Origin of the sequence: Dactylosporangium sp. NPDC000555 (genome assembly GCF_040300025.1) — a bacterium.
Classification (GTDB): Bacteria; Actinomycetota; Actinomycetes; order Mycobacteriales; family Micromonosporaceae; genus Dactylosporangium.
On sequence record NZ_JBEPDB010000025.1, the window covers coordinates 40,679 to 62,937 of the forward strand.

13 protein-coding genes are annotated in these 22,259 nt (G+C 71.8%); 11 read left to right on the top strand and 2 right to left on the bottom strand.

The window, feature by feature from the left end:
* From ABT297_RS17650 to ABT297_RS17685, 8 genes are read left to right on the top strand one after another with little or no spacing between them, the layout of a single operon-like run.
* Positions 1 to 1,425 (top strand): MFS transporter, encoded by a 1,425-nt coding sequence (locus ABT297_RS17650; protein WP_350550283.1) that lies wholly within the window; start codon positions 1 to 3, stop codon positions 1,423 to 1,425.
* Between the two features lie 35 nt (positions 1,426 to 1,460).
* Positions 1,461 to 4,808 carry a non-ribosomal peptide synthetase gene (locus ABT297_RS17655; protein WP_350550285.1) on the top strand — a complete coding sequence of 1,116 codons (3,348 nt, stop codon included), beginning with the start codon at positions 1,461 to 1,463 and terminating at the stop codon, positions 4,806 to 4,808.
* A 14-nt stretch (positions 4,809 to 4,822) separates the two neighbouring features.
* On the top strand, positions 4,823 to 12,049 hold the full coding sequence (locus ABT297_RS17660; RefSeq protein WP_350550287.1) for a non-ribosomal peptide synthetase: 7,227 nt from the start codon (positions 4,823 to 4,825) through the stop codon (positions 12,047 to 12,049).
* On the top strand, positions 12,042 to 12,818 hold the full coding sequence (locus tag ABT297_RS17665; protein ID WP_350550290.1) for an SDR family oxidoreductase: 777 nt from the start codon (positions 12,042 to 12,044) through the stop codon (positions 12,816 to 12,818). The genes ABT297_RS17660 and ABT297_RS17665 overlap by 8 nt, the downstream gene beginning before the upstream one ends.
* A 27-nt stretch (positions 12,819 to 12,845) precedes the next feature.
* Complete coding sequence (vioD, locus tag ABT297_RS17670) at positions 12,846 to 13,955, top strand: capreomycidine synthase (protein ID WP_350550291.1); 1,110 nt, start codon at positions 12,846 to 12,848, stop codon at positions 13,953 to 13,955.
* Entirely contained in the window at positions 13,952 to 14,983 is a 1,032-nt protein-coding gene (locus ABT297_RS17675; RefSeq protein WP_350550293.1) for a Rieske 2Fe-2S domain-containing protein, read from the top strand. Before vioD ends, ABT297_RS17675 begins: the two co-directional genes overlap by 4 nt.
* A 20-nt stretch (positions 14,984 to 15,003) precedes the next feature.
* Positions 15,004 to 15,747 (top strand): thioesterase II family protein, encoded by a 744-nt coding sequence (locus ABT297_RS17680; protein ID WP_350550296.1) that lies wholly within the window; start codon positions 15,004 to 15,006, stop codon positions 15,745 to 15,747.
* A complete protein-coding gene (locus tag ABT297_RS17685; protein WP_350550299.1) occupies positions 15,748 to 16,488 on the top strand; it encodes a thioesterase II family protein in 741 nt (246 codons plus the stop codon).
* A 45-nt stretch (positions 16,489 to 16,533) separates the two neighbouring features.
* Here the strand turns inward: ABT297_RS17685 and ABT297_RS17690 are convergent, their stop codons facing one another.
* Together ABT297_RS17690 and ABT297_RS17695 are read right to left on the bottom strand one after the other, a co-directional pair.
* Positions 16,534 to 17,463, bottom strand: coding sequence for a D-2-hydroxyacid dehydrogenase (locus ABT297_RS17690; RefSeq protein ID WP_350550301.1), 930 nt, complete (start codon positions 17,461 to 17,463; stop codon positions 16,534 to 16,536).
* A 14-nt stretch (positions 17,464 to 17,477) separates the two neighbouring features.
* Entirely contained in the window at positions 17,478 to 17,684 is a 207-nt protein-coding gene (locus ABT297_RS17695; protein WP_350550384.1) for an MbtH family protein, read from the bottom strand.
* Between the two features lie 185 nt (positions 17,685 to 17,869).
* On the opposite strand from ABT297_RS17695, the gene ABT297_RS17700 reads away from it, so the two are divergent.
* Genes ABT297_RS17700 through ABT297_RS17710 form a run of 3 tightly spaced genes read left to right on the top strand, consistent with a single transcriptional unit; the run spans position 17,870 to position 22,258 of the window.
* Positions 17,870 to 19,699, top strand: coding sequence for an amino acid adenylation domain-containing protein (locus ABT297_RS17700; protein WP_350550304.1), 1,830 nt, complete (start codon positions 17,870 to 17,872; stop codon positions 19,697 to 19,699).
* 2 nt (positions 19,700 to 19,701) lie between these two features.
* A complete protein-coding gene (locus ABT297_RS17705; RefSeq protein ID WP_350550307.1) occupies positions 19,702 to 20,994 on the top strand; it encodes a cytochrome P450 in 1,293 nt (430 codons plus the stop codon).
* On the top strand, positions 20,981 to 22,258 hold the full coding sequence (locus ABT297_RS17710; RefSeq protein WP_350550310.1) for a cytochrome P450: 1,278 nt from the start codon (positions 20,981 to 20,983) through the stop codon (positions 22,256 to 22,258). Before ABT297_RS17705 ends, ABT297_RS17710 begins: the two co-directional genes overlap by 14 nt.
* Position 22,259: the final 1 nt, after the last annotated feature.

The window sequence follows — 22,259 nt, forward strand, 5'->3', positions numbered from 1 at the left end:
ATGAAGGCCGGCGCCGCGGAGGTTCCATTGCGTCGACTACTCACCCACGGCGGCTACTGGCGATGGTCGCTCGCGACCCAGCTCATCCGGCTGCCGGCGTTCATGGCACCGATGGCGTACGTGCTGGCCAGCGTCCACCTGATGGGCGGCCCCGGTCCAGGAGCGCTCGTCCTCGCCGTCATGCTGGTCGTCGGCGAGCTCTCGGCACCGTTCGCCGGGCGCGTGATCGACCGCTTGGGCGTGGCCCGCTGGGCCCCGCGTTCGCTGTTGCTCAGCGCCTTCGGGCGGCTGGTGCTCGCCGGCCTGTTCGCGCTGCAGTCGCCGACGTGGCTACTGGTGGTCGTCGTCACCGTGTTCTCGTGCATCGGCTCCGGCGCCGGCGGGATCGTGCGGGTGATGCTCGGCCGCACGGTGCCCGACGAGATGCTGCCCAAGGCACTCGCGATCGACTCCTCGATGGTGGAGTTGGTCATCGTCGCCGCGCCCTTCCTCGTGACGGTCGCCGCGTTCGGCGGAGGTCTGGCCCCCGTCATCGTGATGTCGGTGTGCTCCGCGATCGGCGCGATCCTGCTGTGGGACCGCCGTGCGAGCCGGTCGCCGGCGGCATCACAGACTCCCGAGCCGACGGGACAGCAGCCGGGGGAGTCGTCGGCGGCGACACCCGACGCGGCGACGGCCGACCCGGCGGCGACGCGGCCGGCCGGCGTACAGCGGCGGCGTTCGCTGTGGCGCAACCGCGAGTACGTGTTCTGGGTGCTGGTGGCGATCGCGTTCGGCCACCTGCTCGGGACGGCCGAGACCGGCGCGCTGCCGCTCGCGCTGCACCTGGGCGCCAACAACGCCGTTGCGGCCGTTCTGATCGCCGTGCTCGCCGGCGCCAGCGCTGTCTCCGGAATCCTCTACGCGGTGTACAGCAACAGGATCCGGCTGAGCAACAACGTGCAGGCGGTCGGGCTGGTCGTGCTGATGGTGGGCAGCTCCGTGCTGATCGCGTTCGGACCCGGCTGGCCGGCGATCGTGGCCGGGTTCTTCCTCCTGGGTGTGTGGACCGCGCCGATCAACACGGTGCGCTCGTACGCGGCCGGTCTGGTCATCCCGAAGGATCGCCAGGTCGAGGGATTTGCAGTGATTGATACCGCCAATGGCATCGGCTTCGCCCTGGCGGCGCTGTTGCTCGCGGTGCTTCCGGTTGAGGGCATGCTCGCCGTGGGTGGCCTGACCGGCCTGCTGGCCATCCTGCTCGCACCGGTCTTGCTGAGCTCGGAGGCCGCGTTCAACCCGATGCGGCGGTGGTTGCGCCGCTCGCCGGCAGGCCCGTCGCAGCAGCAGGACCAGCCGCCGGCCGGCGCCGAGAGCAGCGTCGACGAGCGCGGCGTGGATGAGCCGGTCCGTGATGTGTTGACGGCGGCTCAACAAACGGAATGATTCGATGCGGAAGCGGCCTACCTAGAATCGAGGCCGTGACCGCTGACTCGGCATCCACCGCCTCCGCGCAGCGACTCGAGCTTCTCCGTCGCCTTCGCGGAGGCGGTGGCCGTTCGGGGCCGGTCATCCCTCGGCGGGCCGAGGGTGCCTCCGCGCCGGCCAGCTCGCTGCAGCAGGGGTTGTGGTTCATCGATGTTGCGACGGGGCCGACCGCCGCCTACAACCTGCCCGCCGCTCTGCGGCTGCGCGGTGCGCTCGACGTGGCCGCGTTGCGCACCGCGCTCACCGCGCTGGTCGCCCGGCACGAGTCGCTGCGCACCACGATCCGTGAGGTCGACGGCGTCGTGACGCAGCTCGTGGGCCCCGCCCGGAGCGTCGACCTGGCCGTGACCGACCTGACCGCGCGGCCCGGAGCCGGCCGCGAGACGGAATTGGCGCAGACGCTGCGCCGGATCGCCCGGGAACCGTTCGACCTCGCGACCGGCCCGCTGTTCCGGGCAACGCTGGTGCGGGTGGCGACCGACGAACACGTCCTCGTCCTCACCCTGCACCACATCGTTGCCGACGGCTGGTCGATGGGCGTGGCGCTGCGCGAACTCGCGGAGTTCTACCGCGCCGGCGTGCAGGCGGGTCCGCCCCGGCTCGCCGGGCTCGACATCCAGTACGGCGACTACGCCGCGTGGCAGCAGCAACGATTCGGCAGCCCGGAGTACGAGCGGGATCTGCGGTTCTGGCTGGCCCGGCTGGACGGGGCGCCGTCCTATCTGAACCTCGCCACCGACCATCCGCGGCCGGCGGAGCAGTCCTTCGACGGCGCCGAGGTCCACTTCCGCTTCGACGACGACGTGGTCGCCGCCATCCGGGACGCGTCCCGGGAGCAGCGGACCACGACATTCATGACAGTGCTCGCGGCGTTCCAGGTCGTGCTGGCGCGCTACTGCCGCCAGGACGACATCGTGCTGGGAACGCCGGTGGCAGGGCGCACGCAGCGGCAGACCGAGCCCGTGGTCGGCATGTTCCTCAACACGGTGCTGTTGCGGGCAGACCTGTCCGGCGATCTCACCTTCGGCGAGCACCTGGTGCGGGTGCGCACGACCGTGCTCGACGCCCTGGCACACCAGGAGTTGCCGCTGCACCACCTGGTTCAGCGGCTGCGGCCGGACCGCGGTGCCGGCTACACCCCGTATCTGCAGGTGATGGTCGACGTGGCCAGCACCGACGACCTGGTGGTCGCGATGCCAGGGCTGCGGGTGGAGGTCGAGCGGGTCGACGCGGGCGAGGCGAAGTTCGACCTCATGCTCGACATCGACGACTCCGCCGGCCACATCCGGGCCACGCTGGGCTACCGCACCGACCTGTTCGAACCTGCCACGATCGAGCGGTTTGCGCGTCACCTGCAACGGGTCCTGCGCCTGGGCCTGGGCGATCCGTCCGCGCGTATCTCGTCGATCGAACTGGCCGACGCGGCGGAACGCGAACGCGTCCTCGCCCTCAATCCTCCGGCCCCCGTCCGCGACGAACAGTGCGTGCACGAGCTGATCGCCGCCCGAGCGGCCCACGCCCCGGACGCCGTGGCGGTGCGATACGAGGGTCAGCAGCTACGGATGCGTGAGCTGATGCGCCGGGCCAACCAGTTGGCGCGGTACCTGCGCGAGCGGGGTGTCGGGCCGGAGACGGCGGTCGGGCTGTGCCTGCCGCGCTCACCGGAGCAGGTGATCGCGCTGGTCGGCATCCTCTGCGCCGGAGGCGCGGTGGTGGCATTGGATCCCGAACACCCACCGCAGCGGGTGGCCGCGCTGGCCCGCGACGCGCGGTTGCGCCTGGTGGTCACCAGCCAGGATGCGCAACCGGCCGGCCTCGACGACGGCGGGCGGATCGAGCTCGTCCGCGTCGATCTGGACGCGGAGCGGATCGCCGCCGCTCCCGGGGCGCCGGTCGACGCCGCGACGGTCCCGGCGAACCTCGCCTATCTGCTGTTCACCTCCGGCTCGACCGGCCACCCGAAGGCCGCGATGAACACCCATCGCGGCATCGTCGCGCACCTGACCTGGGTCCAGGAGACGTACCGGCTCGACGAGTCCGATCGCGTCCTGGCCCGCACGCCGCCGAGCTTCGACGACTGGGTCCGCGAACTGCTGTGGCCGCTGATCGCGGGAGCCTGCGTCGTGCTCGCGCCGCCGAACAGCCATCGCGACCCGGCGGCGCTGATGCGCCACATGGATGCCGAGGGCGTCACGGTGCTGCATGTGGTTCCGTCGCTGCTGCAGGGGTTCGTCGAGCAGCCGGCGACGCTGGGGCGCTGCGCGTCGCTGCGACTGGTGATGACCGGCGGTGAGGCGCTCACCGAGTCGCTGCAGCGCGCCTATCGAGACCGCTTCGACGCGCCGCTGGTCAACCACTACGGCCCAACCGAGACCGCCATCGACGTGACGCGGTGGGAGTGCGCCCCGGGCGACGGCGTGCCGATCGGCCGGCCGGCGACCGGCAGCCGCGTGTACGTCCTCGACGCAGCCGGCCGGCCCCAGCCGATGGGCCTGTCCGGCGAGCTCTACATCGGCGGCGCGCAGGTGGGCCGGGGCTATCTCGACCGGCCCGGCCTCACCGCCGCGGCGTTCGTTCCGGATCCGTTCGCACCGACCGCCGGTGCCCGGATGTACCGCACCGGGGACGTCGCACGCTGGCGCGGCGACGGCGTGCTCGAGTACCTCGGTCGAGACGACGACCAGCTCAAGGTGCGCGGCCACCGCATCGAACCGGCGGAGGTGCAGCGGGCGTTGCTCGCGCACCCCGCGATCCGTGAGGCGGCGGTGATCGTGCGCGAGGACCGGCCCGGCGACCGCCAACTCGTCGCGTACTGCGTGCCGGCCGGCGACGAGCCGGATTGGCCGGCTGTGCGTGGCCGGCTTGCCGCGGTCCTGCCGCACTATCTGGTGCCGAGCGCCTTCGTAGCGCTGCCACAGCTGCCCCGTACCACGGCCGGCAAGCTCGACCGCCGCGCGCTGCCGCCACCCGGCCCGGCAGCGCCCCGAACGGGCGTGGTCGCGGCGCGCACCCCGACCGAGGCGGTAGTCGTGCGGGCCTGGCGAGCGGTGTTCGATCGGGACCTGATCGATGTCCGGGACGACTTCTTCGACCTCGGCGGGCACTCACTGCTCGCGGTCCGCGTCGTGGCCCGGCTCCGGGAGGCACTCAAGGTCGATGTGCCGGTGAACACGCTGTTCGTCGCGACCACAGTGGAGCAGCTGGCCGCGCAGCTCGACCGGTTGCTGGCGCAGCCGAGCGGCGGCGGGGCCACGCCGATCCAGCGGGTCGACCGGGGCCGCTACCGGACGCGGTCGCACCGGCCCGGTGAGACACCACACGAGCACGCCGCGCTGACCTAGCGATGGGGGCCTACATGTCAGTCGATCAACAGCACGAGACCGACCTTGTCGTGGTGCCGGCGTCGTACGCACAGCAACGGCTGTGGTTCCTCGACCAGCTGGTTCCCAACGGATACTTCTACAACCTCCCGCTGGCGATGTGGCTGCGCGGCGAGCTCGACCACGAGGCGCTGCGCTGGGCACTCGGCGAGATCGTGGCGCGGCACGAGGCGCTGCGCACCACGTTCGCCGCCGGCGAGCCGGAGCCGCAGCAGGCCGTCGCACCGCCGGGCGCGGTGGACGTCCCAGTCATCGACCTGACCGACCGGCCGGAGCACGCCCGCGCGGCCGCCGTGCGCGACCTGCTCAACGAGCAGCAGCGCCGGCCGTTCGACCTCACCACCGGGCCACTGCTGCGTGCCTGCCTGCTGCGGGTCGACGAGCGTACGCACGTGTTCTCGGCGGTGTTCCACCACATCGTGGCGGACGGGTGGTCCATCGGGGTGTTCCTGCGCGAGCTGGAGACGCTGTACGCCGCCCGGCTGCGCGGCACGACCGAACCCCTGCCCGACCTGATGATCCAGTACCTCGACTACTCGCTCTGGCAGCGTGAACCAGACCAGGCACAGCGTCATCGGGACCAGCTGGAGTACTGGCGGCAGCAGCTCGCGGACGCACCGCAGGTGCTGGACCTGCCGACGGACCGGGCCCGGCCGTGGGCTCGCGACGTCGCCGGGGCGAGCGAGATCCGCCGGCTGCCCGACGACCTGGCCGACGCCATCGGGGCGCTGGCGCGCGCCGAGCGGGTCAGCGAGTTCATGCTCCTGCTCGCGGCGTTCGACGTGCTGCTGTTCCAGCACACCGGGCAGAGCGACCTGTGCATCGGCACGCCGGTCGCCGGCCGGGTGCGCCCGGAGCTCGAGCCCCTGATCGGGCTCTTCGCCAACACGCTCGTGCTGCGCACCGACATGTCGCGGGCCACCAGCTTCCGCTCGTTGCTGGCCCAGGTGCGCGATACCTGCCTTGTCGCCTACGAGCACCAGGACGTGCCGTTCGAGCACGTCGTCGACGCGGTGGGGGTCGAGCGCACGATCAGCCACTCGCCACTGTTCCAGGTCATGTTCGTCGTGCAGAACGCGCCCAGTGAGGACGGCGCCAGCCTGCCCGGGCTGGACATCGAGATCATCGAGCCGGAGCTCACGGTCGCGAAGTTCGACCTCACGGTGATGGCGTGGCGCGGTGCCGACGGCATGACGATGTCCTGGGAGTACAGCACCGATCTGTTCGACCGGCAAACGATCCACCGCTTCATGGACAGCATGGAACTGCTGCTGCGCGGGATCGTCGAAGACCCGCAGCGCGACCTCCATGAGCTGAGCGTCGTGACGCCGCCGCAGCTGCGGCGGCTGGTGTATGACTGGGGCGCTGCCGGCGCACCGGTCGCGCCGCTGCCGCCGGCGTTGCCCGTGCAGTTCGAGGAGCAAGCGGCCCGCACCCCCGACGCGGTCGCGGTGCGCTGTGGCCCGGACATGTTGACGTACCGGGAACTCAACCTGCGGGCCAACCGCCTGGCGCACCTGCTGATCGAGTCCGGCGTCGGGCCGGAGAGCCACGTCGGCATCGCGGTCTCCCGCTCCACCGGGCAGATCGCCGCCATTCTGGGCATCATCAAGGCGGGTGGCGCCTACCTGCCGATCGACGTCACGCTGCCCCAGGCCCGGATCGCGACCATCCTTGCCGATGCCAGGCCCGCCGTGCTGCTGCTCAGCACTGACGTCGCGGCCGCGGTGCCCGATCACCCCGGCGTCACGCGGCTGTGCCTGGACGAAGAGCCGACCCTGGCCCGGGTGCTCGCCGCGCCCAGCCACAACCCGTCCGAGTCCGAACGGCGCGGCGAGCTCACCTCGCAGAGTCCGGTCTACTCGCTGTTCACCTCCGGGTCGACCGGCACTCCAAAGGGTGTGTCGATGTGCGCGGGGGCGGTGTCCCGGGTCTTGCGATGGCAGGCGCAGGCCATGCCCGCGGTGCCGGGTCGGCGGGTGGCCCAGTTCACGTCCCTCACCTTCGACGTGTCGGTCCAGGAAATCCTCGGCACCCTGCTGTCCGGACAGTGTCTGTCGATCGTGGACGAGGAGACCCGGCGCGACCCGTTCGCGTTCGCCCGGTGGCTGGAGCACGAGCGCATCAACGTGCTCTTCGCCCCGAACCTTGTCATCGAGTCGGTGCTCGCGGCGGCGAGCCAGCAGGGCCTTTCGCTGCCGGAGCTCACCGACATCGCGCAGGCCGGGGAACAGCTGGTGATCAGCGAGGAGTTCGCCCGGTTCTTCCAGCGCGACCCGCGCCGGCGGCTGCACAACCACTACGGCCCGACCGAGACCGGCGTGGTGATGTCGTACCCCCTGCCCGAGGACACCACCGCCTGGCCGGTGCACCCGCCGATCGGCCACGCCATCGGCGGATCGCGGGTGTACGTGCTGGACGCCGCACTGCGCGCCGTTCCGCAGGGCGCCCGGGGCGAGCTGTACCTGGCCGGCGACTGCCTGGCCCGCGGCTACCTCAACCGCGGCGGCCTGACCGCGGACCGCTTCCTGCCCGACCCGTTCGGGCCGGCCGGCTCGCGCATGTACCGCTCCGGAGACGTCGTGCGGTGGAACAACGTCGGACAGCTGGAGTTCCTCGGTCGGGCCGACCACCAGGTCAAGATCCGCGGCTACCGGATCGAGCTGGAGGAGATCGAGGCCGGCCTCATCCGCCACCCGCAGGTGCGCGAGGCCGCCGTCGTGGTCCGCGACGACATCGACGGTGACCGCAGACTCGTGGCGTACCTCGTGGCGTCGGGCCCGACCGCGCCGACCGCGTCCCAGCTGCGCACCTACCTCGGCGACATCGTTCCGTCGTACATGGTGCCGGCGCACTACGTCACGATCGGGGCCATGCCGCTGACCCGCAACGGCAAGCTCGATCGGGCCGCGCTGCCGGCACCGGAGCTGCACCGCGCCATGGACGAGGCGTACGTCGCGCCGCGCACCCCCGAGGAAGAACTGATCAGCGACGTGTGGGCCCAGGTGCTGGGCCTGGCCCGGGTCGGCGTCCATGACAACTTCTTCGAACTCGGTGGCCACTCGCTGCTCGCGACCCGGGTGACCGCCCGGCTGCGCCAGGCGGCCGGCCGCGCTCTTCCACTGTGGACGATATTCCAGTCGCCGACGGTCGCGACGCTGGCCGAGCATCTGGCGCAGGCACCGGCCGGAGAGCCGGCCGACGGTGTCACCGAGGAGCCGGTGGTCGCCCAACCGCGGCCGGCGCACGGGCCGGCGGTGTTCCCGGCCGCGTACTCCCAGCAACGACTGTGGTTTCTGGAGCAGATCGCGCCGCAGACCGCCGCGTACCACATCCCCGCGGTGGAGCGCCTGCGCGGGCCGCTCGACGTGTCGGCGCTACGCCGGGCATTCGAGGAACTGGTGCGCCGGCACGAATCGCTGCGCACCGGCTTCGACGACTCCGGCGGCGAGCTGACGCAGATCGTCGCGCCGGCGGAGCCCTTCGACCTCCCGGTCGACGAGGTGCCGGGCACGCCGCAGGAGCCGGCCGTCCCGGCGATGATCGATACCGAGACGCGTCGCCCGTTCGACCTGCGCACCGGTCCGCTGCTGCGCGCGCGCCTGCTGCGCCTCGCGCCGCAGGATCACGTGCTTGTGATGACGGTGCACCACATCGCCTTCGACGGCTGGTCGACGTCGATCCTGTTCAGCGAGCTCGCCGCGCTCTACGACGGGTTCCTGCACGGCCGTGCCGCCGGTCTGCCCGAGCTCGCGATCCAGTTCGCCGACTACGCCGCCTGGCAGCGCAGCCGGCATCAGGGCGGCGGGTATGAGCGCCAGCTCGACTACTGGAAGAACCGGCTCGCCGGCGCGCCGCCGACCATCGCCCTGCCCACCGACCGGACCCGAGCCGGGGAGCGATCCATGCGCGGCGCGGTCGAGCAGCACCGGTTGCCCGCTGGGACGTGGAGCGCCGTGGAGCGGGTCGCCACGGCTGCCGGCGCGACACCGTTCATGGTGCTGCTGGCCACCTTCCAGGCGCTCTTGGCGCGCTACAGCGGGCAGACCGACATCTGCGTCGGCTCGCCGGTGGCCGGTCGCGTCCGGCCCGAGCTCGAGCCGATCATCGGCTTCTTCGTCAACACGCTGGTGTTGCGGGGCGACCTCGACGGTGATCCGACCTTCGCCGAGCTGCTCGCCCGCACCCGGGTGCGCGCGCTGGAGGCATTCGAGGCTCAGGACGTGCCGTTCGAGCACCTGGTCGAGGTGCTGCGGCCGGACCGCGACCCGGCCATGACACCGCTGTTCCAGGTCCTGCTGGCGGTGCACAACGCCCCCGGTGGCCAGTTCGCGTTGCACGGGCTCACCGCCGAGGCGTCCGAGGTGACCGTTGTCAACGCCAAGTTCGACCTCTCGCTGCACATCTGGCCGGACGATGACGCCGCGGTCGTGCTGCTCGAGTACAGCACCGACGTCTTCGAACGCGCCACGGTCCAGCGGCTCGCCCACCACTTCGGCACGCTCCTCGACGACGCGCTCGCCGATCCGGGGCGGCGCCTGTCCGTACTCAGCCTGGCCCGAGACGACGACGAGCTGCCCTGCCCGCCGGCGCGGGTCGTGCACCGGGTGCCGCAAGTCCTGCCGGACCTGGTCGACGCCCATGCCCGCCGCCGGCCCGACGCCGTCGCCGTGCGTGCCGGTGACCGGCAGCTTGGCTACGGCGAGCTCGTGGCACGAGCGAACCAGCTGGCCTGGCGCCTGATCGAGGCCGGAGCCGGGGTGGAGACGCCGGTCGCGATCTGCCTGGACCGCGGCATCGAGCAGATCGTGGCGATCCTGGCCACGCTGAAGGCCGGGGCCGCATACCTGCCGCTGGACCCCGACGCCCCACCGGAGCGGCTGCGGCTGATCGTGGCCGATGCCGGTGCGGCCATCGCGGTGACGACGACGGCGCTGGCCGGGCGGGTCGCGGGCACCACCGGCATCGTGGACATCACCGCCGAGGCCGCGGAGATCGAGGCATGCCCCCGTCATGCCCCACCCGGCCGGGCGGCCCCGGACAACCTCGCGTACGTGATCTACACGTCGGGTTCGTCGGGGCGGCCCAAAGGTGTGGCGGTCAGCCACCGCCACGTCGTGCGGCTGCTGCAGGCGAGCGCGGCCGACTTCGACTTCGGGCCCGGCGACGTGTGGACGATGTTTCACTCCTACGCCTTCGACTTCTCGGTCTGGGAGTTCTGGGGAGCGCTCGCGTTCGGCGGCACCCTGGTCGTGGTCGAATCGGCCGTCGCCCGGGCACCGCACGAGTTCGCCGAGCTGCTGGCACGTGAGAAGGTCACCGTCGTCAACCAGACGCCGTCGGCACTGCGGGAGCTGCGCGCCGCCGCGCTGGAGCTCGCCGACCGGCTCGCGGTGCGCCTGGTCGTGCTGGGCGGTGAGGCGCTCGCACCGGTCCAGCTGCGCGAGTGGTTCGACCACTTCGGCCGGCGCGGTCCCCGGTTCGTCAACATGTACGGCATCACCGAGACGACCGTGCACACCACGATCCGACCGCTCACCCCGGCCGATGTGACCGCGCACCGCAGCCCGATCGGCCGGCCGCTCGACGACGTCAGCGTCCATGTGCTCGACGCGGCGATGCGACCCGTCCCTGCCGGTGTGCCGGGCGAGCTCTATGTCGGTGGCGGAGGCGTCGCCCGCGGATATCACGGCGCGCCCGGGCTGACGGCGCAGCGGTTCGTCCCGGACCCGTTCGCCGCCGACGGCTCGCGCCTGTACCGCAGCGGCGACCGGTGCCGCTGGACACCCGCCGGAGAGCTCGAGTATCTGGGTCGCGCCGACGATCAGCTGAAGATTCGCGGCTTCCGGATCGAGCCGGGCGAGATCGAGACGGTCCTGGCCGACCATCCCGCGGTGCGGGCGAGCGTGGTGCTGTCGCGCGACTTCGGCGACGGCGACCAGCGGCTGGTCGCCTACGTGCAGACCGATGACGCTGACGCGATCTCGTCCCTGCGGGCTCACGCGGCCGGCCGGCTGCCGTCGTACATGGTCCCCGCCGCGTTCGTCGCGGTGCGGACCTGGCCGCTGACGGTCAACGGCAAGCTCGACCGGGACCGGCTGCCCGAGCCGGACGGCGCCCGGCCGCAGGTGGCTGCGGCCTACGTGGCACCCCTGCCGGGCCTGGAGAGCTCGATCGCCGAGATCTTCGGCCGCGTACTGCGGATCGACCGGGTCGGGCGCCACGACAACTTCTTCGACCTCGGCGGCCACTCGTTCCTGGCGCTGCAGGCGATGCGCCGCCTGGAGCAGGAGGCGGGCGTCGCCGTCGGAGCCTGGTCGATCTTCCGGACGCCGACCGTGGCCGGGCTCGCGAAACTGGTCGGCGAGACCGAACAGGCACGAGGTGTGCTCGTCCCGCTGCGGGCGAGCCGGGGCGGGCGAGTCCTCGTACTCGTACATCCGGTCGGCGGCAACGTGCTGTGCTACGCCGGGCTCATCGAGCGCATCGACCACAGCCACGGCGTCGACGGGCTGGTGGCGCCCGGCCTGGACGGTCGCGCCGCGCCCCTGACCGAGCTGGCGGCGATGGCGAGCCGGTACGTCGACGCGGTCCTCGCCGCCTACCCCGACCCCGGCGGTATCGTCCTGGGCGGCTGGTCGATGGGCGGGCTGGTCGCCTTCGAAATGGCCCGGGTCATCCGCGACCGCACCGGCGTGCGGGTGCCGATGGTCGCGTTCGACAGCTACGCACCGCACTGGCAACGCGGCGGAGCGCTCGACGACGCGTCGCTGGTCGCGGACTTCGCCGCCGACTGGGGCCGGGCCCGCGGCGTCGACCTCGCGGTCGACGCGAGCGAGCTCGCCGCGCTGTCGCCGAGGCGGCGGCTCGACCTGGTGTGGTCGCGGGCGGTGGCCGCGTCGCTGGTCAGCGCCGAGGACGACCCGGAGACGCTCGCGGCGCTGGTCGACGTCTTCACCGCCCACGTGCGCGCGATCAACGGTTACCGGCCGCCGCGCGACTACGACGGCGACATCACGCTCGTCTGGGCAACCGAGGACCAGCCCGACGGCGCCGATCCCACCCGGGGCTGGACCGAGTGGACCAGCGGGACGGTGCGCACGCATCCCGCCCGGACCGATCACTACGGACTGCTTCGCGAGCCTGGCGTCGACGGACTTGCCGCCGTCACCGCGACGCTGCTGGCGGCCCGCCATGGGTGAGCACCCGTCCACGTCGACGGACCGCGCGCCGCTGGCCGGGCGGGTGGCCCTGGTGACCGGGGCCGCGACGGGTATCGGCGCCGCGAGCGCGCTCGCCCTCGCCCGGGCCGGAGCCGCGGTCGCGGTGAACCACCTCGGCCGGCCGGAAGAGGCCGCCCGGGTGGTGGCGCTGGCGCGGGAGTACGGCGCCCAGGCCGTCGAGGTCGAGGCGGACGTGCGCGACGCGACCGCCGTCGCCGGCATGGCCGAGGAGGTACTGCGCACGCTCGGCCCGATCGACATCCTGATCAACAACGCCGGGGTCATCTCCCGCGCGCCCTGTACCGAGCTGGCCGAGGACGAGTGGGACCGGGTGGTCGACACCAACCTCAAGGGCGTCTACCTGTGCTGCAAGTACGTGGTGCCGCAGATGGTGTCCCGCTCATGGGGGCGGATCGTCAACATCTCCTCGGAGCTCGCGTTCACCGGCGAGGCGCGACTGATCCACTACTGCGCGGCCAAGGGCGGCGTGCTCGCGATGACCCGCGCACTGGCGCGGGAGCTGATCGGCGATGGCATCACCGTCAACGCGGTAGCGCCCGGGATGACCGAGACGCCGATGCTGATGGCCAATCCGGTGACGTACAACGACGAGACCCGCGGGCGGATCCCGGCCGGCCGCTGGGGGTCGGCGGCCGAGATCGCTCAGACCGTGCTGTTCCTCGTCTCCGCCGCGGGGGACTACTACGTGGGCGCGACGCTCAGCCCCAACGGCGGCGTGGTCATGTGACGCGCGTGAACGATTGCGAGGAGTGACATGCGCATGCAACCAGCGCTGCTGGAGGAGTGGCTACGGGAGCGCTACTTCGCCGCCGGCGCCGATCTGAGCAGCAGCGGAGTCCAGCCTTGGACCTACGGCGAGCTGCGCGAGCTGATCGGGCTCGACTCCGGCGCGCTGGACGCGCTCGTCTTCGCCGACAGCGAGTCGTTCGGGGCTCGCCCGCTGCGCGCCGCGATCGCCGAGCGCTGGGCCGGCGGTGACGCCGATCGGGTGTTCGTGACCCACGGCTCCAGCGAGGGGATCTTCCTCGTCATGCACGCGCTGCTGGAGCCGGGTGACGAGGTCGTCGCGGTCGAACCGGCGTATCACGCGCTCGTCGACGTCGCCGCCGCTGCCGGCGCTCGGCTGCGCCGGTGGGTGCTGCGGCCCGAGGACGGCTTCGCCCCCGACCTGGATCGGCTCGCCCAGCTGATCACACCGGCAACCCGCATGGTGATCGTCAACTTCCCGCACAACCCGACCGGAGTGAGCCTCGACGAGGCCGGACTGGCGCGCCTCGTCGACCTGGTGGCGGCCAACGGCAGTTACCTCGTCTGGGACGGCGCGTTCGCCGAACTGACCTACGACGCGCCGCCGCTGCCCGATCCGGCCGGCTGGTACGAGCGGGCGGTGTCGTTCGGGACGCTGTCCAAGGCGCACGGACTGCCGGGGCTGCGGGTCGGCTGGTGCATCGCCGACCCCGCCATCTTCGCCAAGCTGTTGCCGCTGCGGGACCGGATGACGCTGGCGATCTCGCCACTGGTGGAGTTCGTCGCCACTCGCGCGGTCGCCTGCGCGGACCTGCTCGTCGCGGCGCGGCTGAGCCAGGCGGCGTACAACCGGGACACCCTGGCCGACTGGGCGAAGCAGCTCACCGGGCTCGTGGACCTGCCGATGGGCGGTGGCGGGGTCTGCGTGTTCCCGCGAATCCACGTCGAGGACGTCGACGCCTTCTGCCAGTCGCTGTTCGAGCGGGACGGGGTGCTCGTGGTTCCGGGGTCCTGCTTCGGCCACCCCGGGCACATCCGGCTCGGCTACGGCTGCGCCACCGACGACTTCGACTTCGGTCTGGTGCGCCTGGCCGACGCGCTCGGCGGTGCCCGATGACCGCGGCCATCGACCTCGCCGAGGTGGAGCGGCGGTTCCTGCGCCACGTCTGGTTCCCGGTGGCCCGCAGCGAGGACCTCACCGACACGGTGCTGCCCGGCCGGCTGCTCGGCGTCGACCTGGTCGTCTACCGCCATGAGGGAACGGCCGTGGTGGCGGCGGGCCGCTGCCCGCACCGCGGCGTCGCGATGTGGCTGGGTCGCACCGTGGCCCACGGCATCGAGTGCCCGTACCACGGATGGGTGTTCGCGCCGAAGACCGGCGAATGCGTTGCCGTGCCGTCGTTGCCCGAGGGCGGCGCGATCGGGCACATCCAGCTCGCGACCTACCCGGTCACCGAAGCCTACGGGCATGTCTGGACCAGCCTCGCGGAGCCGTACCTGCCCCTGCCGGAGCTCACGATCGAGCCCGACGCCGGCTGGGCGTTCTCGCACGGTGTGCCGCATGACCTGCGCTGCGGGATGCGCCAGCTGACCGAGAACTTCCGCGACATCGCGCACTTTCCGTTCGTCCACTCCGGATCGATGGGGCCGAACGTCCGCCGCGTCGTCGACCCGTATCGCGTGACCCGGCAGGGCTGGAGCCTCGAGTGGGAGATGACCACCGATCTGGGCGGGACCGCACTGGACGGCGCCGCCGCGCTCGCGAACCGGATCCGGCTCATCCACGGGGTGGCGTTGCCGATGGCGGCGACCGTGCGGACCCGCTTTCCGGACGGCGGGCGCCGGTTCCTGGCCCAGTTCGCCACGCCGCTGGACGAGGACGGCGAGCGGGTGCGGCTGTTCTGGACGCTGGGCATCGACCGGATCGTGCGCGAGGTGCACGGCGTCGACATGGACCGCATGTGGGAGTACGAGCAACAGATATTCGAAGAGGACTATCCGATCGTGGAGAACCAGCTGCCGGTCGAGGCGCCGCTCGACCTGCATACGCAGCAACACACCGCCGCCGACCGGTACAGCATCGTGTATCGCAAGGCCTACGTCGAGCTGCTGCACCGCTTCCACGCCGACGCCGGTGCGCCGTGAGCGCGCGGACGGACTGGCTGGTGAGGTTGCGGCCCCCCTCGCAGCCGCTGGCGCGGATGATCTGCGTGCCGTATGCCGGGGCGGGGGCGAACGCGTTCCGGTACTGGGCTGAGCTGCTGCCCGCCTGGCTGGAGCCGTGGGCGGTGCGGCTGCCGGCGCGGGAGACCCGCCTGGCCGAACCGCCGACCTCCCGGGTGGAGCAGATCGCGGCCGCCATCGCCGCGGAGCTGCGCGACCTCGTGGTGCTGCCCTACTGCCTCTACGGCCACAGCATGGGGGCCCTCGTCTGCTTCGAGCTGGCGCGCGAGCTGCGCCGGCAGGGCGTGGCGCAGCCAGTGCACCTGTTCGTCTCCGGCCGGCGGGCGCCGCAGCTGCCCGACGACCTGCCGGGGATCTGCCACCTGCCGCGGGATGCGTTCATCGCCGCGGTCCGGGCCTTGAACGGTATCCCGGAGGGGGTGCTGGCCGAGCCGGGGCTGATGGAGTTCATCGAGCCGGCCCTGCGCGCCGACTTCGCTGTCTGCGAGGAGTACCGGTTCCAGCCGCAGCCGCCGCTGGCGTACGGCATCTCGGCGTTCGGCGGCGACGCGGATCCCACCACCAGTGCCGGCCAACTCGCGGCATGGCGGGAGCAGTGCGCGGCGGAGTTCGTCGTGCGCAGCTATCCGGGTGACCACTTCTTCGTCCACGCCGAGCATGCGCGGATCCTCGCCGCGATCTGCTCGGACCTGCGCAACGTATGCCCGAGCATCGGAGGCCGGTGAATGGCGAGCGGACGCTGGAGTCTCAACCGGATCCCTGCCGAGGCCGATCAGCTCCTCTTCGGTTTCCCGTACGCCGGCGGCGGGGCGTCACTGTACCGGCAGTGGCCGCGCACCGTTGGTGACGCCTGGTTCTGTGCCCTGCAGCCGCCGGGTCGCGAGCACCGCTTCGGCGAACCGTCGTTGCGCACGCATGCCGAGTTCACCGCGGCGCTGGTCGAGTTTCTCGGAGAGACCATCGCCGCGCAGCCGCAGCGGCCGTACGCCTTCTTCGGCCACTGCGGGGGAGTTCCGCTCGCGCTGAGCACCGTCCTGGCGTTGCAGGACGCCGGGCTGGCACTGCCCGCCCGTGTCTTCGCCTCCGGCTGGGGGGCGCCGCATCGCAGCCTCTATGGGCGGCTCAACTTCATCGACCTGCGCACCGCCGACCTGAATGCCGAGGTGCGGCAGCTGTTCACGCAGTTGGGTGTTCCGGCGCGGGAGGACTTCGTGGACATCGCGGCCGCGATCCTGCGGGTGGACCTGGAACTGCACCGCCCGCACCTGTACGACGCGAGCCGTTTCCTGCCCGTGCCCGCGAGCGTGATCGGCTGGACCGACGACGACGTCGTGCCGGCGGCGCAGGTGTGCGCCGGCTGGGAGGAGTGCGCGCAGGTGACCTATCACGTGCTCGAAGGGGAGCACTTTGCCTTCACCCGGTGCCCGCAGCCGCTGTCCGACCTGCTGGTGGCCGGCATGCGGTAGCGGGCAGCCGGCAGCGTCAGCCCCGAGCCGCTACGGCCGGGCGTGTCAGTAGCCGACCGCCGGATCGACCGCGTCCAGCGGCTGCCCGCTACGGAAGCGTCGCACCCGGTCCAGGTACAGGTCCACGAAGCGCGTGTCGGTGGCCCGCGTGTGGTCAGCACAGTGCGGCGTGAGCAGCACCCCCGGTTCGCTCCAGAGCGCGGAGTGCGGCGGCAGCGGCTCCGGGTCCGTGACGTCGAGCGCCGCGCCGCCCAGGTGACCGCGGCGCAGTGCGCTCACCAGCGCCGCGTGATCAATGATCGGTCCCCGGGCCACATTGATGACCACGCATCCGGGTGCTACCAGCGCGAACTCCCGCTCGCCGAGCATGCCGCGGGTCGCCGGCGTCAGCGGTGCCGCGACGACCAGGACCTGCAACCCGGCGAGGAAGGCCTCCCGCTCGTCCGGGCCGTACAGTTCATCCGCCCACGGGAGGGCGGGCGGAGCGGTGAGGCGACCCTGGGCACGGTAGCGCAGCACCCTGACCCGGGTTCCGAATGCCCGGATGAGCGCGGCGACGTGGCCGCCCACATCGCCGGCCCCGATCACGCCGACCGTGCGTCCGGCGAGCTCGCCCAGCGTGGGCGGCACCAGCCAGACCCGGTCGCGTTGCTGCCCGACCAGGCCCGGCAGGCCGCGCAGTACCGCCAGCAACAACGTCACCGCGTGCTCGGCCACCGCGACGCCGTGCGCGCCGCGGCCGGTGGTGAGCGTCGTGCCCGCCGCCGCGGTGAGGGCGAGGATTCGTTCGTCGACGCCGACGGAGCGCAGCTGAACCCAGCGCGGCGGTGCGGCTGAGGTCAACAGATCGACCACGGGCTGCGGGTCGTAGGTCCAGGACAGGACGACGTCTCCGGAGCCCGAGTCGGCGATGCAGGCTTCGGGCCATGCCGCGGCGATCCGGTCCCGATGCGGGCCGGGTAGGGGGCCGAGCACCCGCAGCCGAGTGCTCAGACGGCCTCCATCCGCAGGCGCACGCTGCGCGGGCGCATGTCGGTCCACGCGGCGTCGATGTGCGCGATGCACTCCGCGCGCGTGCCACGCGTTCCCTCCACCCGCCAACCCGCCGGCACGTCACGATCGGCGAACCAGATCGAGTACTGGTCCTCGTCGTTCATCACCACGAGGTAGATCCGCGAATCCTCAGCGTCAGACACGTCGTCGCCCTCCTCGGCCTTCCGTTCGAGGATGGCCAGCGTAGGCATCGTGGTATCGCCCGGGCATCAACACATGTGCCGGTCGCCACTCAACCGTGCGTCGATGTACCGCCGGTTTCGCGGGCCTAGCGTTCTCGCCGAACCCATGGGTGGCTCACACGCAGAGCTGGACGTGAGGACAGGCCATGACCGAGCACGACGATCCGCCGCCAGATGTCATGACCATCCATGGTCATGTCGCCGCTTGGGCGGCGCGGAACCCGAACGCCGTCGCCATCGACGCGGATGACAGTTCCGTGTCGTACGGACAGCTGCACGACGCGGCGGCGAGCGTAGCCGCCGGCCTTCAGGCTCGCGGGATCGGTCCGGAGTCCACGGTCGCGGTCGCCTTGCCGCGCAGTGCCGACCTCGTCGTCGCGCTGCTCGCGGTGCTGCGCGCGGGCGCGGCGTACGTGCCGCTCGATCTGGACTACCCGCAGCAGCGGCGGGACTTCATGCTGGCCAACGCCGGCGTCGCCGCGATCGTCACCAATGCGGACCTGGCTGCCCAGCTCGACGGCCGGACCCCGATTCCGGTGCTGACGCTCGACGCACTTGCCGTGGCGGACCACCCGCCGGCCGACGAGCCGTCGGGTGCGTCCGGAACCGGTCGCGAAGCCGCATACGTGATCTACACCTCCGGCTCCACCGGGACGCCCAAGGGCGTGGTCGTGGAGCATCGCGACGTCGTCGCGCTGGTCCGTGACGACCCCCGGTTGGCCATCGCCCCGGGGCAGCGCGTCGCTCAACTCGCTCCCGTCTCCTTCGACGCGTCGACCTTCGAGATCTGGGCGGCCCTGTGCCGCGGCGCCACGGTGGTGCTCTTCCCGGCCACCGCCCTGCGCTCGGTCCAGGAACTGCACCGCCGCCTCGCCCGGCACCGTCCGGACTGGTTGTTCCTGACCACCGGGTTGTTCCATCTGCTCGCCGACTTCGCGCCGCAGGCTCTGGCCCATGTCGGTACCCTGCTCACCGGCGGCGATGTGCTCTCGCCCAAGCACATCCACACCGCCGCGGTGCACGCCGGGACGGTCTACGCCGCCTACGGGCCGACCGAGACCACGGTGTTCGCCTCGCTACACCGCGCCGGCGCGGACGAGCCGGCGCAACGGGTCGCGATCGGTACCCCGCTGACCGGTGCCACCATGTACGTCCTCGACGCGACGCTGCAGCCGGTGCCCGCGGGAACGGTCGGCGATCTCTACGTCGGCGGCCACGGTGTCGCGCGCGGCTACCTGCACCGCCCCGGGCTGACCGCACAGGTCTTCCTGCCCGACCCCTTCGCCGGCGGTCCCGGCGCCCGGATGTACCGCACCGGCGACCGGGCCAGCGTGCGCGCGGACGGCGCGATCGACTTCCACGGGCGCACGGATCGTCAGGTCAAGGTCCGCGGATTCCGGATCGAGCTCGGTGAGATCGAGGCGGTCGTGGCGTCCAACCCCGCCGTCAGCGGCTGCGTCGTCGTCGCGGTCGAGTCGGACGGCAACGACAAGCGCCTCGCCGCCTACGTCGCCACGGGCGGCACCGACTCGGCCGGCGCCGTGACGGCATCGCAGTTGCGCGCCTGGGCGGCGCAGCGGCTGCCGGCGTACGCCCTACCGGCGACCTACGTCGTGCTGGCGGAGCTTCCGCTGGACCCCAACGGCAAGTTTGACCGGGCCGCGCTGCCGCAGCCGTGGAAGTCGCGCGGCAACCTGCTGGACCTGCCCGAGTTCACCGCAGCGCGCAACCACGTCGAGCGCACCATCGCGGCCGCGTGGACGCAGGCGCTGGACCTCGACGTGGTCGGGATCCACGACAACTTCTTCGCTCTTGGCGGCGACTCGCTGCGCAGCGTCAGCATTCTCGAACAGCTGCGGGCCCAAGGGCTGGACCTCTCCGCGGGCGACTTCTTCAGCCACCCCACCGTCGCCGAGCTGGCGGAGCACCTGCGGCAGGCCTCGCCCGAGCCCCAGCCGGTGCCGGTCGGCGGTTGACCATGAGGATCACACCGAGGCCTCCGGAGACGGTCGCGCCGGCCGACATCGACCTGTTCGACCCGGAGCGATTTCGTTCCGGCGACCAGCACGGCGCCTGGCGAACGCTGCGCGAAACCGCGCCGGTCTGGTGGCACGAGCGGGCGGGGCAGTCCGGATTCTGGTGCGTGACCCGCTATGCCGAATGCGAACGGGTGCTCAAGGACTATCGGAACTTCAGCTCTGAGCACGGCACCATCCTCGCCTCCGTCGGCGCGCCCGACCCCGCCGGCGGCGCGACGATTTCGCTGATGGACCCGCCTCGGCATACCGCGCTGCGTACCCAGGCGATGCGCTCGTTCAGCCATACGGTCGTGCGCAACCGGACGCCGCGGGTCACCGCGCGCGTCGCGGCGCTGGTCGACCGGCTCGGCGAGGGCGAGCAGGACCTGGCCGAGCTTGCCCGCAGCCTGCCGATGGCCGTCACCGGCGAGCTGATGGGCATCGAGGAGCAGTACTGGGACCGGCTCGCCCACTGGAGTGCCGTCGGGCTGACCCCCGAAGACCCGGCGTTCGCGGTCGGCGCCAGCACCGCGGCCACCCTGAGCACCTCGCACCACGAGATCTTCGCCTGCTTCATGGAGATCATCGCGCACAAGCGGGCCAACCCGGGTGACGACCTCATCAGCGCGTTGATCGCGCTGGCGCCGGGCGGCCGGCCGATGGACGACGGCACGCTGCTGCTCAACTGCTACAGCTTCATGGCAGGCGCGAACTCGACCACGCCGCACGTCATCAACCACACCGTGCTCGCCCTGGCCGAGCGGCCCGACCTGTGGCGGAGCGTCGCGGCCGACGAGACGCTCGTGCCCGCCCTGGTCGAGGAGGGCGCCCGGTGGACCTCGACGCCGTACCACCTGGTGCGGCGAGCGGTCAACGACGTCGTCCTCGCCGGCGTCCCGATCGCCGCCGGTGACTGGGTGTGCGCCTGGCTGCCGTCCGCCAACCGGGACGAGAGCGTCTTCGCCGACCCGTACGAGTTCTCGTTGCGGACACTGCCGAGCCCGCATCTCGGATTCGGCGCCGGCCCGCACTACTGCATCGGCGCGCCCCTGTCACGGATGGCGCTGGGCGTCTTCTTCCGGGAACTGGTGCGCCGGTTCGACGGCGTGGACATCACCGCGCCGCCGCAGCACCTCTATTCCAATTGGATCAACGGCTTCAGCTCGGTTCCGGTGAGGGCGCGGCGCCGCCCGGCCGTGGCATCGTCGATGCCCGCAGCGAGGGAGGGTGCTTGTGCGCATGGCACATCCTGAGGCAGATCTCCTGCCGGAACTGCAGGAGATAGATCTCTACGATCCTGAGCGCTACCGGACCTCGTCGCAACACCCGGCCTGGGCCCGGTTGCGCGAGCAGGCACCGATGTGGGCCCAGCACACCCCGGACGGCGACCGGTTCTGGTCCGCCACCAGGCATCGCGACGTGGCCGCGATTCTCATGGACGACAAGCGGTTCAGCTCCGAGTACGGCACGATCCTCGCCGTCGCCAAGGGCGACATCGCGGGCGGTCGCACCATCAACCTGATGGACCAGCCGCACCACGCGCGGGTCCGGCTGCCGGTGATGCGGACCATGTCGACCAGGGTGTCGCGCGAGCGCAAGGAGCGCGTGCGGGAGCATGTGCGGCGGGCCGTCGGCGACGCCTTCAGCTCGGGCGAGGTGGTCGACGTCGCCGCCTTCGCCATCCACCTGCCACTGGCCGCGATCGGTGACGTCATCGGCATTCCGCGGGAGCTGTGGCCGCAGGTTCCGCGGCTGGCGATGGCGGGCGTCGCACCCGGCGACCCGACCTACTCGGCCGGCGGGGAGAGTCACACCCTCAACAACGCCCATCTTGAGCTCTTCTCGATGTTCAGCGAACTCATCCAGGAGCGCCGCCGCAACCGCCGCGACGATGTCATCTCGGCGCTGCTCGACATCGACTTCGGTGGTCGTCCGCTGAGCGACCATGAGCTGCTGCTGAACTGCTACAGCTTCGCCATGGGAGCGATCACCACCACACCTCAGGTCGCCTCGCACCTGATCCTCGAGCTGTGCCGGCAACCGCACATCTGGCGACGGCTGCGGGCGGACCCGGGTCTCGTGCCGAGCGCCGTCGAGGAGGCACTGCGGTGGGCGTCGCCGACGAACCACCTCATGCGCCGGGTGCTCGCCCCGGTGCGGGTCGCCGGTGTCCAACTCGAACCGGGAGAGCTGGTCTGCACCTGGGTCGCCTCGGCCAACCGGGACAGCGCCGTGTTCGACGACCCCGACACGTTCGATCCCGGCCGTACACCCAATCCGCACCTGGCTTTCGGCGTGGGGGCGCACCGGTGCATCGGTGGCCCGCCGGCGCAGGTCGTGCTGGCGGTCCTGCTCGAGGAGATGCTCGACGCGGTGCAGGAGATGAGCCTCGCCGGCGAGGTCACCCACATGCGGTCGAACTTTATCAACGGCATCACGCGGCTTCCGGTGCTGTTCCGTCCCCGTCCCGGCGGCGGTGCCGCCGTCGGTGCCGCGTCGATGGCCAGCTCGAGGTAGC

Bases quoted from the DNA above. Each gene is read 5' to 3' on its own strand.
- ABT297_RS17650 (WP_350550283.1), top strand. From the start codon at position 1: ATGAAGGCCGGCGCCGCGGAGGTTCCATTGCGTCGACTACTCACCCAC.
- ABT297_RS17660 (WP_350550287.1), top strand. From the start codon at position 4,823: ATGTCAGTCGATCAACAGCACGAGACCGACCTTGTCGTGGTGCCGGCG.
- ABT297_RS17665 (WP_350550290.1), top strand. From the start codon at position 12,042: ATGGGTGAGCACCCGTCCACGTCGACGGACCGCGCGCCGCTGGCCGGG.
- vioD (WP_350550291.1), top strand. From the start codon at position 12,846: ATGCGCATGCAACCAGCGCTGCTGGAGGAGTGGCTACGGGAGCGCTAC.
- ABT297_RS17675 (WP_350550293.1), top strand. From the start codon at position 13,952: ATGACCGCGGCCATCGACCTCGCCGAGGTGGAGCGGCGGTTCCTGCGC.
- ABT297_RS17685 (WP_350550299.1), top strand. From the start codon at position 15,748: ATGGCGAGCGGACGCTGGAGTCTCAACCGGATCCCTGCCGAGGCCGAT.
- ABT297_RS17700 (WP_350550304.1), top strand. From the start codon at position 17,870: ATGACCGAGCACGACGATCCGCCGCCAGATGTCATGACCATCCATGGT.
- ABT297_RS17705 (WP_350550307.1), top strand. From the start codon at position 19,702: ATGAGGATCACACCGAGGCCTCCGGAGACGGTCGCGCCGGCCGACATC.
- ABT297_RS17710 (WP_350550310.1), top strand. From the start codon at position 20,981: ATGGCACATCCTGAGGCAGATCTCCTGCCGGAACTGCAGGAGATAGAT.